10 protein-coding genes are annotated in these 15,220 nt (G+C 72.2%); 7 read left to right on the top strand and 3 right to left on the bottom strand.

Going from position 1 to position 15,220, the window contains the following annotated elements:
* Positions 1 to 675: 675 nt before the first annotated feature.
* From ACGFIM_RS30505 to ACGFIM_RS30495, 3 genes are all read right to left on the bottom strand, one after another.
* A complete protein-coding gene (locus ACGFIM_RS30505) occupies positions 676 to 5,385 on the bottom strand; it encodes a GH92 family glycosyl hydrolase (protein WP_393207093.1) in 4,710 nt (1,569 codons plus the stop codon).
* Positions 5,386 to 5,716: 331 nt separating this feature from the next.
* Positions 5,717 to 6,484: a helix-turn-helix domain-containing protein gene (locus ACGFIM_RS30500; protein WP_393207090.1), complete on the bottom strand. Its 768-nt coding sequence runs from the start codon at positions 6,482 to 6,484 to the stop codon at positions 5,717 to 5,719.
* A gap of 8 nt (positions 6,485 to 6,492) precedes the next feature.
* Positions 6,493 to 7,086: a histidine phosphatase family protein gene (locus ACGFIM_RS30495; RefSeq protein ID WP_393207087.1), complete on the bottom strand. Its 594-nt coding sequence runs from the start codon at positions 7,084 to 7,086 to the stop codon at positions 6,493 to 6,495.
* Between the two features lie 182 nt (positions 7,087 to 7,268).
* Between ACGFIM_RS30495 and aroQ the strand changes: the two genes are divergently transcribed.
* The 7 genes from aroQ (at position 7,269) to ACGFIM_RS30460 (ending at position 15,200) form a co-directional block, all read left to right on the top strand.
* Entirely contained in the window at positions 7,269 to 7,898 is a 630-nt protein-coding gene (aroQ, locus tag ACGFIM_RS30490) for a gamma subclass chorismate mutase AroQ (protein ID WP_393207084.1), read from the top strand.
* Between the two features lie 116 nt (positions 7,899 to 8,014).
* Entirely contained in the window at positions 8,015 to 8,554 is a 540-nt protein-coding gene (locus ACGFIM_RS30485; RefSeq protein WP_393207081.1) for an RNA polymerase sigma factor, read from the top strand.
* Entirely contained in the window at positions 8,551 to 9,030 is a 480-nt protein-coding gene (locus ACGFIM_RS30480; RefSeq protein ID WP_393207078.1) for a hypothetical protein, read from the top strand. The genes ACGFIM_RS30485 and ACGFIM_RS30480 overlap by 4 nt, the downstream gene beginning before the upstream one ends.
* Positions 9,031 to 9,343: 313 nt before the next feature.
* Positions 9,344 to 10,873: an alpha-N-arabinofuranosidase gene (locus ACGFIM_RS30475; protein WP_393207075.1), complete on the top strand. Its 1,530-nt coding sequence runs from the start codon at positions 9,344 to 9,346 to the stop codon at positions 10,871 to 10,873.
* A 121-nt stretch (positions 10,874 to 10,994) separates the two neighbouring features.
* On the top strand, positions 10,995 to 11,993 hold the full coding sequence (locus tag ACGFIM_RS30470; RefSeq protein ID WP_393207072.1) for a LacI family DNA-binding transcriptional regulator: 999 nt from the start codon (positions 10,995 to 10,997) through the stop codon (positions 11,991 to 11,993).
* Between the two features lie 98 nt (positions 11,994 to 12,091).
* On the top strand, positions 12,092 to 13,579 hold the full coding sequence (locus ACGFIM_RS30465; protein WP_393207069.1) for an alpha/beta fold hydrolase: 1,488 nt from the start codon (positions 12,092 to 12,094) through the stop codon (positions 13,577 to 13,579).
* A gap of 160 nt (positions 13,580 to 13,739) precedes the next feature.
* Entirely contained in the window at positions 13,740 to 15,200 is a 1,461-nt protein-coding gene (locus ACGFIM_RS30460; RefSeq protein ID WP_393207066.1) for a glycoside hydrolase family 43 protein, read from the top strand.
* The last annotated feature ends 20 nt before the right edge of the window (positions 15,201 to 15,220 follow it).

The raw sequence follows: 15,220 nt of genomic DNA, 5'->3' as shown, positions 1-15,220 counted from the left end.
CGGGCGAATAACGAATGCTTTCTGGTATTTGTCCGTCACTGCGGTGATGCTCGGGGAGCACGGTCCGGGGACGAGGGCGGAGGGTGCCGGCCTCGAACGGCTTCGAAGCGGAGACGCGCTCGGCCGTCGAACCGATCTCGAAAGCAGCGGGAGCGGGAGCGGCCATAAGGGCGCTGAGCGTGACGTGAGAGGCGTGACGCGACTGCTGGGGGCGCAGGGTTCGCGCGGCGTGAGCGGCGCCAGGAGCCTGGCGCATGATGCGAGGGGAGGCGCGCGAGGGGGCGAAGGTGCGCGTGACGCGGCGCGAGGGGACGCGCGTGACGCGGGGTGCGAGGGGAGGCGGCGCGCGAGATGAAGGGCCCGGAGTGAGGGTGCGCGTGACGCGAGGGTGAGGGGAGGCGCGTGACGCGGGGTGCGAGGGGAGGCGGCGCGCGAGATGAAGGGCCCGGAGTGAGGGTGCGCGTGACGCGAGGGTGAGGGGCGTGCGGGGGTGAGGGCGCGGGGCGCGAGGGGCGAGGGTGGGCGTGAGACGAGGGCCGTGGGATGTGGAGTGGCTGTCGGGGTGATCGAGACGGCGGGGCGTGCACGGAGGGGTGCGGGGAGGTGCCGTGCCTGGGCTCCCGCGAGGGTGGGAGCCCGCCGCGCGGGTCGGGCGGCGGGCAATCCCATCCCGGGTCAGGTGGTCAGGTCGAGGCGGACGTGGGCCAGCCAGGAGCCCCAGCCGTCCTCCGGGCGGCTGTCGCCGATCCGCAGGTAGAAGGTGTGGCCGTCGCCCAGCAGCTCGTCCAGGTCGAGCGTGCGGGGCGAGCGGTTGGACAGGTCGCGGACGTTCTCGCTCTCCCGGAACACCGTCCGCCAGTTCTCGCCGTCGGTGGAGACGTCCACGAGGAACTGGTTGCCGATGTCCAGCGTGAGCGTGCCGCCGCGCACGCCGGACGGCAGCGCGAAGCGGTAGACGGCGTGGCTGTCGCCGTCGGTGAAGCGGGCCCGGCCGTCGAAGACCTCGCCGTCGAGCTGCGAGCCGTCCTCGTCGAGCAGCCACGGCTCCTCCGCCGCGGTGCCGGGCGTGAACTCCACGGTGTCGCCGATCACGGTGATCGTCACCTGCTTCCCGGCGGCGCCGAGGCCGGTGCCGGCGGTGGAGAACCGTAGGCGGTGCGCGCCGGGCGCGGCCGAGGCCGGCACGTTCACCCGGAACGTCACCGTCTGCGAGGCCCCGGAGGCGAGCGGCCCGAACGCCGCCGACGCGGGCTCGGCCGTCCAGCCCTCGGGTACGGCCGCGACGACCTGCCCCTTGGCGGACCCGCCGGAGTGGTTGGCCACGGTCACCGGCACGCTCACCTGCTCGCCGCGCCCGGCCACCGCCGGGGGAGCGGTCAGCACGATCGGCGAGGTGTCCGGCGGAGCGGGCGCGAGCAGCTCGATCTCCGCCAGTGACGTGCCGCCGGTGAACCTGATCCGGTACTGCGCGTACGAGCCCGGCTTGGCGATCTTGAACGGCCGGGTCTGCAGCCGCCACGCGAACGTCTCGCCCGACCGCTCGTCCAGCACCGTCCACCGGGTGCCGTCGTTCGAGCCTTCGAGCACCCAGCCGGCCGGGTCGCCGGCCTCCTCATCGCCGGAGGTCAGCGTGTAGAAGGCGGCCCGCCGCCGCTCGCCGAAGGTGTACGTCACCGTCTCCGGCAACGCCGCCCGCGTCGTGGAGTCGTCGTCGAACAGTGCCGCGACCTCGGCCGGTGCGTCGCCGGGCCGGGTCAGGTCGCCCAGCGGCTCGGGCACCCGGTCACTGCGGCTGATCGACGGCGGCGCGGCGTCCTTGCCGGTGCCCCAGCGCGACGGCCGCGGCCCCATCTCGAACTCCAGCTCGCCGCCCTTGGCGAGCAGGTCGTGCGGCAGGTACGTCTTGCCGTACGGCCTGCCGTCGACCTTCAGCCCCTGCACGTACACGTTGCGGGCGCTGTTGTCGCGCGCCTTGATCACCAGCTTCTTGCCGTTCTCCAGGCGCAGCGTCGCCTTCTCGAACAGCGGCGAGCCGATCGCGTAGTACGGGCTGCCCATCTGCAGCGGGTAGAGGCCGAGCGCCGAGAGCACCTGCCAGGCCGACATCTCGCCGTTGTCCTCGTCGCCGGCGTAGCCCTGGCCGATCTCGCTGCCGAGGTACAGCCGCGACAGCGCCTCGCGCACCTTGGCCTGTGCCCGCCACGGCCGGCCCGCGTAGTCGTACATGTACGGGATGTGGTGCGAGGGCTGGTTGCTGTGCCCGTACTGGCCCATCCGCACGTCGCGGGCCTCGCGCATCTCGTGGATGATCCCGCTGTACGAGCCGGGGAACAGCGCCGTCTCCTGCTCGGCGAAGAACGCGTCCAGCTTGGCCGCGAGCTCGTCCCTGCCGCCGTAGAGCGCGGCCAGGCCGGCGCCGTCATGCGGCACGTGGAAGGCCATGTTCCAGCCGTCGGTCTCGGTGTAGTCGAAGCCCCAGACGCGCGGGTCGTACTCCTGCGGCGGGCGGCGGAAGGAGCCGTCGGCGTTGCGGCCCTGGAAGAAGCGGGTCGCCGGGTCGAACATGTGCACGTAGCCGAGCGCCCGGTTCGTGAAGTACTCGGCCTCCTCCAGGTAGCGGGCGCGCTCGGCGCCCTTGGCACGGGCGGCCAGCGCCTTGGCCATGTTGGCGATGCCGAAGTCGTTGATGTAGCCGTCCAGCGCCCACGACATGGCCTCGCCGGTCGCCTGGATCGGCGTGTAGCCGAGGAACGCCGAGGTGGACAGCCCCTTGCGGCCCACGTGCCGGGTGGGCGGCGTGACGGTGGCGTTCTTCACCGCCGCCTCGTACGCCTCCTTCGCGTCGAAGCCGGGCACGCCCTTGAGGTAGGCGTCGGCAAAGGCGACGTCGGAGCTGGTGCCGACCATCGCGTCCGCGTAGCCGGGCGCGGACCAGCGGGCGATCCAGCCGCCGTCCCGGTACTGCTGCACGAACCCGTCCACCATCTCGCCCGCCGCCTTCGGCGTGAGCAGCGCGTACGCCGGCCAGGTGGTGCGGTAGGTGTCCCAGAAGCCGTTGTTGACGTACACCTTCCCGTCGGCCACCCGCGGCTCGGCCGGGATGTCGGTGGAGGTGGAGGACTGCACGGCGTGCCGGTAGACGGGCCGCTCGGCGGTGCCGGTGTTCTCGTGCGCCGAGTTCGGATACAGGAACAGCCGGTACAGGTTCGAGTAGAGCGTGACGAGCTGGTCCTCGCTCGCGCCCTCCACCTCGATGACGCCCAGCTTGGCGTCCCACGCCTTGCGGGCGCGCTCGCTGACCTTCTCCAGGGTGTCGGATGCGGAGATCTCCAGCTCGAGGTTCTTCCTCGCCTGCTCCACGCTGATCAGCGAGGACGCGATGCGCATGCTGACCTGGCGGCTCTTGCCCGCGTCGAAGGCGAGGTAGCCGAGCACGTTGTCGCGGCCCTGACCGGTCAGCTTGCCGCCGCCGGTGACCGGGCGGTCGAAGACGGCGTAGAAGTACATGCGGCCCGCGCCGTTCGACGACTCGGTGCGCACGTCGGAGTAGCCGGTCACCACGCCGTTCTCCACGTCGAGGGCGAGGCCGCCGCGGTCGTCGACGTTGTCGAAGATCAGCTTGGCGGCGTCGCCGGGGAAGGTGAAGCGGGCCAGCGCCGCGTGGTCCGCGGGCGCGATCTCGGTCTTCAGCCCGTTGTCGAACGTCACCGCGTACAGGTGCGGGCTCGCCACCTCGCGCTCGTGGCGGAAGGGGAGCGCGCGGGCGGTGCGCGACGGGTCCGGCACCCCTTCGGCGGCCGACGGCATGAACTGGAACGTCTGCCGGTCGCCGATCCACGGGCTCGGCTCGTGGCTGGCCGTGAACGCCTCGATCTCCGGCAGGTTGGCGGCGTTGTTGCCGCGGTGGTACTCGTACAGCCAGCGGGTCGAGCCGGCGTCGGTCATCGGCGTCCAGAAGTTGAAGCCGTGCGGCACCGCCGTGGCGGGGAAGGTGTTGCCGCGCGAGAACCCGCCGGTCGAGTGGGTGCCGCGGGTGGTGACCACGTACTGCGAGGGCGAGGTGCGCCGGTGGTCGCGCCCCTCGTACGGGCCGCGCTTGCGCTCGGAGACGATCCTGATGTCGTCCACCCAGCCGCGGAAGCCGGCCTCGCCCGCGGGCGTGTCGAAGGCCACGAGGATGCGCTTGATGCGCCTGCCCTTGGCCACCTCGCCGATCCTGGACCGCTTGTAGTTCCACTGGTCGGCGTAGAGGGTCTTCGACTCGCCCTGCGCGCGCGGGTCGAGCCGGACGCCGTGCTGGTCGGTCGCCTTCAGGTCGCTGAGGTAGGTGCCGTCTGCGAAGGCCAGGTCGATCGAGACGTACGTGCTGGGGTAGCGCAGGTCGGCGCCGGTGAACTCGGGGAAGACCACGTAGGACAGCTCGGTCGTGGGCGTGACCGGGATGTCCACGTCGAACACCTTGTTGGTGGCGTGCCCGCCCTTCTTCGTGGTGGTGCCGCCGGAGTAGCGCAGCGCGTGCAGGCCGGTGAAGCCGGCGCGCGGTTTGGCGGTGTGTCCGCGGGTGGGGCCGGTGCCGACCCGGCTGCGCATGTCGCTGGGCGGCGGCGCGCCCGTGCCGCCGTCGGACAGCTCCCACTCGGCGAGCTGCAGTGTCGAGCCGTCGCCGATGCGGGTGACGTTCAGCCGGTAGTGGGCGTAGGCGGTGGTGTTGGGGAAGCGGTACTCCTTGCGCTGGTGGCGGGCCGTGAACGTCTCGCCGGTGCGGGTGTCGAGCGTCGTCCAGGTCGTGCCGTCCTGCGAGCCCTGCAGCTCCCAGTCGCGCGGGTCGCGTTCGGGGGAGTCGTCTGCGGAGGTCAGCGCGTAGTGCGTGACCGCGACGGGCTCCGACAGCGCGTACGCGGCCCAGCCGGTGCCGGAGAAGACCAGCCACTTGGTGGTGGCGTCGCTGTCGGCCAGGTTCTCGCGGACCTCGCCGCCGCCGGCGTTCTCGCCGCTGGCGGTCACCTGGGCGATCTTCTCGACGATGCTGCCCTCGATGATGCCGGGCATGGCGCCGGTCACGCCGGAGGACTTCTCGGAGGTGTCGGTCCAGGCCGGTGCGGGGTCGCCGGGCTCGAAGGAGGAGGCGAAGGCCGCGCCCTCGTCCTTGGCCAGGGTCTGGCCGTCCTGGGCGGCCCTGCGCTGTGCCTGCTCGGGCGGTGGGGGCTCGGCCGGTGCGGGGCCGGGCGGCGGGCTGTAGGAGGGGCCGGGGGCGGGGGTGCCGGACGGCCCCGGGTTGGGGACGGGCTCGGGGCCCGGTCCCGATGCGAGTGCGTAGGCGGCTGGGGTGGCGATGAGGAGTGCGACGACGGGCGATAAGACCGCCGTGATGAGAGGGCGCTTCACCGGGGTCACCTTTCGTGCGCGGGCTCGTTGACAACGTTGTCAAACCCGATCACTCAAGAAAGTTTCAAGTGGTGAACGTGTTGTCAAGACATCGTTGTCAATCGCCGGGCGAATGGCCAGGAGAATGCCCCGCCGGAAAAGCATGCGGAGAAGCGGTGGATGCGAATCCGGGCACGCCGCCGCTCTCTATGTTCGACGGCGCATGCGGAGAACGGGAGGCGGCGTGATCGGTGACGCCGTGGGCGTTCCCGTGATCGCCGTCGCGGTGGTCACCGTCGTGATCCTGCTGAGGGGCGGCGTGGGCGCATCGCGGACTCGACGGAGACGGACGTCAGGATCCGTCGCCGCGGTAGAGGAGGGAGAGCGGCTCGGTGGTGTCCGGCGCGGCGAGACGCGTGGCGGTGCGGCCGATGAAACGGGTCAGCGACCGCGCCAGATGCGGCTGGTCGAAGTAGCCCAGGCGGTGCACGACCTCGACGGCCGGCACCCCCTCCCGGATGAGCACCGCCGCCGTCCTGGCCCGGTCGATCTGGCGGACCGCGTTCCTCGTCAGCCCGGTGGCGGCGAGGAAGCGCCGCTGCACCGTACGTTCCGACACGAAGGACGCCGGCCCGCCCCCCGAGGCCACCAGCGGGTCGCGCACCAGCACCTCCTCGCGCACCAGCCGCTCCACGAACGGCTCGGCGTCGTCGTAGCCCGGCACCTGCCACCACGACCCCTTCAGGTGGAACGAGCGCCGCGTGGCGCCGGGGAGCACCAGGTTGCCGTCCACCAGCTCCGCGAGCGGCAGGTGCGGCATCGACACGCCCAGCGCGAAGCTGATGCCGACGAACGTCGCCTCCTCCGGCACCGGCGCCCGGCCGGCCCGCGTCTCCGGCCCCTGGACGGCCACGTTCATCCGGCCCTGCTGCTCCCAGAAGACCAGCTCCAGGCGGGCCGAGGCGACCGACAGCATCTGCGAGACGCCGCTGCTGCGGCTGCGCCAGACCCGCTCGACGTACGGCGAGCCGGAGCGCCGGCTCTCCATCTCCAGGCCCATCTCAGGATCGCCTCCTTCCTCGATCGCGCCGGGCGTCGCGGGCCGTCCCGCTGCCGCCATGAGAGAGCTCACACCCGCAGCGCGGCGGGGAAACCGGTCCAGCGCAGCTCGGGCGGCAGGTGGCTCATGTCGTTGAAGAACAGCGGCGACGGCGGCAGCTCGGGGCGGTAGAGGATCACGGTGAGCGCGCAGTTGCCCTGGTTGAGCCCCATCCAGCGGGCCTCGGGCGCGCCCAGCGCGTGCCGGACGAACCAGGCGATGAGGTAGTTGTGCGTGACGATCAGCTCGTGGGTCTCGACCTCGGCCGGGCCGGCGTGCCGGGCGATCGCCTCGGCGGCGAGCGGCGGACCCGAGGTCAGCTCCGTCTCGGTGAAGCCGCCGAGGAACGCGGCGTGCGCGGGCGGCAGCTCCTCGCGCGGCGGCGCGGCCGGGACGTAGTCGCCGTAGACCTCGCCGGACCGCACCTCGGCATGGGGCAGATGGGCGGCGACGATCGCGGCGGTGGCCGCGGCGCGGGGGAGCGGGCTGTGGTGCACGGCGGTGATGGGGTACTCGGCGAGCCGCTTGCCGAGCAGCTCGGCCTGCTCGCGCCCGGTCGCGCTCAGCTCGCCCTCGTCGATCGCCTCGCCGTGCCGCGCCAGGTACAGATAGCGATTCGCCACTTGCGCTCCTTTCAGGGGCGAGAAGGAAGTTTGTCATAAATTGCGGATTTCATGCGGCGCATCCTCCTGGAACGGCCATGCCGGGGTGTCCTCGCCGTCGCGAGGCGCAGGGGCGGATGGTGGACCGCCGCCAAGGGCATGTACGGTGCGTCGTCAAGGATTCACGCACAGGAGTCATCCTCATGCCTCGTCAGGCGCTACCCCTGGCCTGCCATGCCGCGGCCATCGCCGCCGTCCTTTTCGCCGTCACGACCGCGCCCACCCAGCGATCCGGTCTCACCGCCACCGACGACCCGGCGTCGCTGCCCGGACCCGCCGGGCTCGAGGAGCTGCCCGAGCTGGCGGAGCTCACCGTACGCCGGCTGCTGCTCGCCGACGCGGTCGCCGCCGCCAAGTACGGCACCGCCACGCCCGTCACCGACCCGGCCCGCGAACGCGAGCTGCTCGACGCCGTGGCCGAGCACTCCGTCGAGATCGGCCTGCCCGCCCAGACCGGCGTGTGGTTCTTCCGCGCCCAGATCGAGGCGGCCACGCTCGTCCAGCACGGCCTGCACGACCGCTGGCAGGCCCGGCCCGCCCTGCTCCCGCAGCCGCGCCCCGACCTGGCCGGCGAGGTGCGCCCGCAGCTCGACCTGCTCACCCCGCGCCTGCTCCACCTGCTCAAGGAGACCGAGCCGGTACGCGGGGTGCCAGGGCGCTGCACGCCCGCCCTGGCCGAGGCCCGCCGCGCCGCCGAGACCCGCGCCGGGCTCGACCGCCTGCACCGCGACGCCCTGACCCTGGCCCTCGCGCCCGTCTGCGCCGCAGACTGACGCACGGGAGCCCTCTCGTCCGCGAGGCCGGTGAACGGACCGCGATCCTTCTCCTGAACCGGCTCGTGAACCGGATCGGCCTCCCGCCCGACTGTGCAGGGTGACGGGAGGACGAGATGACCGATGAGCTGCTGGTCGTACGCGCCCAGCTGGGAGAGCGGGACGCGCTGGCCGAGCTCGTGTCCCGCTGGCGCACGCCGGTGTGGACGTACGTGCGGCGCATGCTGGACGCCGAGCGGGCCGACGACGTGAGCCAGGAGGTGTGGCTGGCCGTGGTGCGCGGCCTGCCGCGCCTGCGCGAGCCGGACAGGTTCGCGCCCTGGCTGTTCACCATCGCCCGCAGGTCCGTGATGGACCGGCTGCGCGGCCGGTACGCCGCGCCGCCCGCGCCGGCCGGAGACGAGACCGCCTCCGACCCGGCCGGCACGCCGGTCGATCCGGTCGGCGCAATGCTCGACCGCGCCGAGCTGATCGCCGCGCTGGAACTGCTGCCGCCGCCGGAGCGGGAGATTCTCGTCCTCTACTACCTGGAGGACCTGTCCGTCGAGGACTGCGCGCAGATCTGCGGCATCCCGGCGGGAACGGTCAAGTCCCGGCTGAGCAGGGCGCGGCGGCTGATGCGCGCGCGCATGGAAGAGAAGGGGTACCGGCCATGACGAACGAGGAGCCGCGCCTGTCGGCGCGCGAACTGCTGGAACGGCTCGAACCCGCGCTGTCGCCCGCCCGGCGGGCCCGCGCGGTGGCCGCACTGATCGCCGGGGCGGCGGGTGCGCTGTTCGTCACCGGGCTGTGGGCGAGCGAGCCGGGGCCGATGCCGGGGCGCACCCACCTGGTGTTCGGCCTGCTCACCGCGTTCTGCCTGGGCTGGGCCTGCTACGGCGGGTGGCTGCTGCGGCGGCGGGTGGCGCTGTTCGCGATCGACCGGGTGGTGGCCGGGTGGCTCGCGCTGATCGCCTCCGCCTCGACGACCACGCTCGTCGTCGTGCTGGCCGTCCAGCGGGGCGAAGGGCTCGGGGTGGCGCTGGGGGCCGGCGCGCCGGTCGTCGTGGTGGCGCTGGCACTGACCATCAGGGCGCATGTCCAGCGTGCCGCGCTACTACGCCGCAGACGCGAACTGTCCGGCGGCCACTGACACCGCCACCGCTGGAACCGTCATCACCACCGCCGCACATCACCACCGCCCGCCGCCCATCGTCCGCCGCTCGGGGCTCGGCGGGTGGAGGCCGCGGAGACGGGGTGCCGGGCGTTGCTCCTGGAGGCGGGGGTGCGCGGCGTTGCCCCGGAGGAGGTGTGAGGTGCTGCTCCCGGCGGTGGCGGCGGGGTGCCGTTTCCGGCAGGCGGGGCCGGGCGATTGTCCCTGACGTGCCGTCCGGGGGCTCGCCAAGCGGGAAAGTTTATCGATAAAGTCGCTCCGACCGGCACCCTAACCGCGAGGAAACGCAGTGATGAGCCCTGTCACCGTGCCCGCCATCATCAACGTCGACGTCCCAGGCCCCGTGATCAGCCGCCACCTGTACGGCCACTTCGCCGAGCACCTGGGCCGCTGCATCTACGGCGGCTTCTACGTGGGCGAGGACAGCGACCTGCCCAACGAGGGCGGCATCAGGCTCGACGTCGTCGAGGCGCTGCGCGCCCTGAACATCCCCAACCTGCGCTGGCCCGGCGGCTGCTTCGCCGACGAGTACCACTGGATGGACGGCATCGGCCCCAAGGAGAGCCGTCCGGTCATGGTCAACACCCACTGGGGCAACGTCGAGGAGAACAACCACTTCGGCACCCACGAGTTCATGGCCCTGTGCGAGCTGCTCGGCGCCGAGCCGTACATCAGCGGCAACGTCGGCTCCGGCACCGTGCGGGAGATGAGCGACTGGGTCGAGTACCTGACCCGCGAGGGCGACTCGCCGATGGTGCGGCTGCGCAAGGCCAACGGGCGCGAGAAGCCGTGGCGGGTGCGCTTTTGGGGGCTGGGCAACGAGGCGTGGGGCTGCGGCGGCAACATGAGCGCCCAGCAGTACGCCGCCGAGGCCCGCCGCTTCGGCACCTACTGCCGCGACCACGGCGACAACAAGCTCTACCGCATCGCGGCCGGGGCCAACGGCGCCGACTACGCCTGGACCGAGACGCTGATGAAGCAGCTCGGCGAGCTGGGCTGCGCCTACCGGCCGGCGCCGTTCATGCAGGCGCTGTCGTTCCACTACTACACGATCCCCGGCACCTGGCAGGACAAGGGCTCGGCCACCGAGTTCGGCGTGGACGACCACTACCGCACGATGGTGCAGGCCGCCCGCGTGGACGAGCTGATCACCGGTCACTCCAACGTGATGGACTGCTACGACCCCGGCAAGAACGTGGGCCTGGTGCTGGACGAGTGGGGCACCTGGTGGAACGTCGAGCCCGGCACCAACCCCGGCTTCCTCTACCAGCAGAACACGCTGCGCGACGCGCTCGTGGCGAGCCTGCACTTCGACGTCTTCCACAAGCACGCCGACCGCCTGGTCATGGCCAACATCGCGCAGACCGTGAACGTGCTGCAGGCGATGATCCTCACCGACCCCGACTCGGGCGCGCTCGTGCGCACGCCCACGTACCACGTGTTCGAGATGAACAAGGGCCACCAGGACGCCGCCTCGCTGCGGGTGGACCTGCCCGACGGCCTGCCCGCCCGGCAGGTGGACGGGACGGAGCTGCGTACGGTGTCGCTGTCGGCCAGCAGGAAGGACGGGAAGCTGCTGGTGTCGCTGTCGAACGTGGACGCGGCCGAGGCCGCCGACGTCGAGCTCGACCTGCGCGGCGGCGCGATCGCCGAGCCGCGCGCCCGCATCCTCACCGCCGGCGAGCTGCGCGCGCACAACACCCCGGACGCGCCGGAGTCGGTGGCGCCGCGCCCGCACGACCAGGTCAGGGCCACCGCGTCCGGGCTGCGCGTCCACCTGCCCGCGCACTCCTTCGTCACCGTGGAAGCGCGCCTGGCCTGAACCCACGCTCGGCGTGAAGGTGCGTCCGGCTCAAGTCTCGGTCGCCGTGGACGTGCGTCCGGCCTGAGCCGGTCGCCGTGGAGGCGGGCTTCGCCGGAGCCGCGGCGCTACTCTCGGCGGCATGGTGACGATGGACGACGTCGCCCGGCTGGCCGGGGTGTCGAAGATGACGGTCTCCAACGTGGTGAACAACCGCGGCGGGGTCAGTGAGCCGGTGCGCCGCCGCGTGCGCGAGGCCATCGAGCGTTCGGGCTACCGGGTCAACGTCTCGGCCCGCACGCTCAGGTCGGGGCGCACCGGCGTGATCGGGCTGGCCGTGCCGGAGATCGACCGGCCCTACTTCGGGCGGCTCGCCTCCCACGTCATCGAGGCGGCCGGGCGGCGCGGCTTCCACGTCGCGATCGAGCAGACCGGCGCGGCGGCGTCCGGGGAGATCGACGCGATCGCGCACGCGCGGACGCTGCAGTTCGACGGGCTGATCCTCAGCGCGGTGGGGCTGGACGGCCGCGAGCGCGTGCCGCCCGAGGGCGACCATCCGATCGTCATGCTCGGCGAGCAGGACTTCGCCGGGCGCTTCGACCACGTCGCCATGCCGAACGAGGAGGCCACCGCGGCGGCCACCGCCCACCTCCTCGACCGTGGCTGCCGCGCCGTCGCGATCGTCACCGGCCGCCTCGACCTGGGGCTCAACATGGTGACCGCCCGCCACAGCGGCTACCTGTCGGCGCTGGCCGCCCGCGGCCTCGACGCCGACCCGGGGCTGCGCGTGGAGCTGGACACGCTCACCATGGAGGCGGGCCGCGAGGCGGCGCACCGGCTGGCCGCGTCGGGGCGGCCGTTCGACGGCGTGGTGGCGGTGACCGACACCGTCGCCATCGGCGTGCTGCGCGGCCTGGCGGATGCGGGGCTGCGGGTGCCGGACGACGTGCGGCTCGCCGGGTTCGACGACATCGCGGAGGCGGCGTACCTGGTGCCGTCGCTCACCACCGTGGCGCCCGGCCACGCATGGATGGCCGAGAAGGCGGTCGAGCTGGTGACGGCGCGGATCGCCGACCCCGGGCGGCCGACGGGGCGGTTCGTGGCGCCGTACGAGCTGGTGCGCCGCGAGTCCACCCGCTAGGGATATGTCGGTTTTCTCCATTTATGTGAGGTGTGCCGCTCCAAGCTGTTAGATTCGGGGGCCATTGATCTTGGAGGGGCCCCATCCCTAGGAGAAGTGTGCTGAGGAAGACGGCCCTGCTCGCCGCGGTGCTCATGATGGCGGGGACCGCCCTGACGGTCCCCATCGCGACCGCGTCGGTGACGGGCAAGGACGTCACGGACGCCGTCGGCAGGCGCGGCGTCACCTGGCGGCCGTGCAGGGAGGAGCCCGGCGTCGAGTGCGCCACGCTGAAGGTGCCCGTCGACTGGTCCAAGCCCAACGGGCCGGCCATCGGGCTGGCCCTGGCGCGCCGCAGGGCCAAGGACCCCTCCGCGCGCATCGGGTCGCTGCTCACCAACCCCGGCGGGCCCGGCAACTCCGGCGTCGACGGCGTCCTGCGCCCCAGCGGGTTCAGCGAGGAGATCCAAAAGCGCTTCGACATCGTCGGCTACGACCCGCGCGGCGTCGCCCGCAGCGGCTCGGTCACCTGCACCGCCTCGGTCTACAACCGGATGCCGAACCCGGTGATGACCGGCCAGGCCGACTTCGACCAGTGGCTGGCCTTCGGCAGGACGCTGCGCGCCGACTGCCGCAAGCGCACCGGCCCCCTCTACGACCACCTCGACTCGGTCAACGTCGCCCGCGACATGGACGCCATCCGCGCCGCGCTGGGCGAGACGAAGCTCACCTCGTACGGCGTCTCCTACGGCACGCTCGCCCAGCAGATGTACGCCGAGCTGTTCCCCCACCGCATCCGCGCCATGGTGCTGGACGGCAACATGGACCACAGCTTGAACGTCAAGGCGTTCCAGGTGAGCGAGGCGGCCGCCGTCCAGGACGGCTTCGACGAGTTCGCCGCCTGGTGCGAGCGCTCCGCGGACTGCGTCCTGAACGGCCGCGACATCCGCGCGCTGTGGCAGCGGCTCATCGCCAAGGCCGAGCAGGGCCGGCTCGTCTGGCCGGGTGGCGACGACAAGGTGAGCGCCCACAACCTGCGCTGGCTCGCCGTGATCATGAACGAGGCGCCGAACTGGCACCTGGAGGCCCGGGTGCTGCTCGCGCTGGGCGGCGGTCCCGTGCCGGACGACATGCCGGGCCCGCCCGGCAACGGCCCGGTGAACGGCAGGTGGGCCGAGCTGCCCACCGCGATCCTGTGCCAGGACTTCGACCTGGGCCTGCGCGACTACGAGGAGTACGCCGCCATCATGCGGGCAGCCGACGCGGTCGCGCCCGACGTCCGCTACAACCCGATGCCGATGGGCGACATGCCGATCTGCCAGGGCCACCCGGTGACCAACCCGCAGCACCGGCTGCGCTACACGGGCAGCGCGCCGCTGCTGGTGGCCACGTCCAGGCACGACCCCGACACGCCCTACCAGTGGTCGGCGAGCGTGGCCAGGCAGCTCGGCCCGAAGGCGGCGCTGCTCACGTACGAGGGGTGGGGCCACGGCGTCTACGGCATGACCGAGTGCACCACCAAGGCCATGGACGCCTACCTCATCGCGCTGACCGTGCCCGGGCGGGACGCCCGCTGCCCGGCCGAGGAGCCGCAGCCGACGAGCTGAGGACGGTCGCCGAAAGGGGAAGCCGTGTTGCCGTCGTTTGCAGGGGTTCGTTGACCGCCTGGAACCCCGCGATCACACTGAGGGCGCCGCCGATGTGAACGCGACGCCCGGCGGCACGGAAATGTTAACGCTAACAGAAGCGCCTCACGAGGGAGACGCAATGTCCGCGACCCTGCCCCGCAGGACCGCCGTGGTGCTCGCCGCAGCCTACCTCCTGCTCACCTGCCTGGCCGCCCTCGCCCCCAAGCGGGCCGCCGCGCTCGAACCGTTCACCGGCTACCTCATGGCCCACTTCACCGGCGAGTCCGCCAACGGCGAGCAGATCTACCTCGCCCACAGCGACGACGGCCTGCACTGGACCGACCTCAACAACGGGCAAGTCGTCTTACGTTCCACCGTCGGCACGCGCGGCGTGCGCGACCCCTCGCTCGTCCGCTCACCGGACGGCGACCGGTACTGGATCGTCGCCACCGACCTGCGCATCGCCGGCGGCACCTCCTGGGACGACGCGGCCAACCGCGGCAGCACCTCGCTCGTCGTGTGGGAGTCGCGCGACCTCGTGAACTGGTCGGAACCCTGGCTCATCGACGTGGCCGGCGCCATCCCCGGCGCGGGCAACGCCTGGGCGCCCGAGGCCATCTACAACCCGGCCACCGGCGACTACGTGCTCTACTGGGCCACCAACTCGCCTGTCAACGGCATCAAGAAACATCGCATCTGGTACGTCCGCACCAGCGACTTCCGCTCCTTCACCGCGCCTCAGCTCTACATCGAGCGCGGCGGTACCCAGGGCATCATCGACACCCAGATCATCGAGGTGCCCAGCGGTGCCGGCGGATACCACTACTACCGGGCCTCCGCCGACGGCCACATCACGATCGAGGCCTCCGACTCGATCCTCGGCACGTGGACGACCCTCGGCGACCTCTCCCACCTGGGCATCTCCAACGGCACCGGCGGCGGCACCGTCGTCGAAGGCCCCATGTGGGCCCGCTTCAACGACCGCGACGAATGGGCGCTGTGGCTCGACCAGTTCGCCACCGGCCGCGGCTACATGCCCATCACCTCCACGAACCTCGGCAGCGTCCGCAACTTCCGCACCCGCGGCGACTACTCCATGGGCGGCGATCGCAAGCGGCACGGCTCGATACTCAACCTCACCGCCGCCGAAGAGAGCCGGGTGCTCGGCCGCTGGGGGAACACCGTGCCCATCAGCCGCATCCAGTCGTACAACTTCCAGGACCGCTACATCCGGCACGCCGACTTCGACGTACGCATCGACGCGAACGTCAGCCCCGCCGAGGACGCCCAGTTCCGGCTGGTGCCGGGCCTGGCGGGCGGGTCCGGCACCGTGTCCTTCGCCTCGGTCAACTACCCCGGCTACTACCTGCGCCACTACGGGTTCGATCTGACGCTGGCCGCCGACGACGGCAGCGGCACCTTCGCCGCCGACGCCACGTTCCGGCCGGTCGCCGGGCTCGCCGACCCCTCGTGGACCTCGTACCAGTCGGTCAACTATCCCGACCGCTACCTGCGCCACTACGACTACCTGCTACGGCTCGACCCGATCACCGACGCCCAGGCCCGCGCCGACGCCACCTGGCGCCAGGTCGCAGGCTGACGGGCGGTGAGACCGGGCCC

Origin of the sequence: Nonomuraea sp. NPDC049309, assembly GCF_043196965.1 — a bacterium.
Taxonomy (GTDB): Bacteria; Actinomycetota; Actinomycetes; order Streptosporangiales; family Streptosporangiaceae; genus Nonomuraea; species Nonomuraea fastidiosa.
This window is presented reverse-complemented; position numbering and strand designations above follow the sequence as displayed.

Bases quoted from the DNA above. Each gene is read 5' to 3' on its own strand.
- ACGFIM_RS30500 (WP_393207090.1), bottom strand. From the start codon at position 6,484: ATGGCGGCAGCGGGACGGCCCGCGACGCCCGGCGCGATCGAGGAAGGA.
- aroQ (WP_393207084.1), top strand. From the start codon at position 7,269: ATGCCTCGTCAGGCGCTACCCCTGGCCTGCCATGCCGCGGCCATCGCC.
- ACGFIM_RS30485 (WP_393207081.1), top strand. From the start codon at position 8,015: ATGACCGATGAGCTGCTGGTCGTACGCGCCCAGCTGGGAGAGCGGGAC.
- ACGFIM_RS30480 (WP_393207078.1), top strand. From the start codon at position 8,551: ATGACGAACGAGGAGCCGCGCCTGTCGGCGCGCGAACTGCTGGAACGG.
- ACGFIM_RS30475 (WP_393207075.1), top strand. From the start codon at position 9,344: ATGAGCCCTGTCACCGTGCCCGCCATCATCAACGTCGACGTCCCAGGC.
- ACGFIM_RS30470 (WP_393207072.1), top strand. From the start codon at position 10,995: ATGGTGACGATGGACGACGTCGCCCGGCTGGCCGGGGTGTCGAAGATG.
- ACGFIM_RS30460 (WP_393207066.1), top strand. From the start codon at position 13,740: ATGTCCGCGACCCTGCCCCGCAGGACCGCCGTGGTGCTCGCCGCAGCC.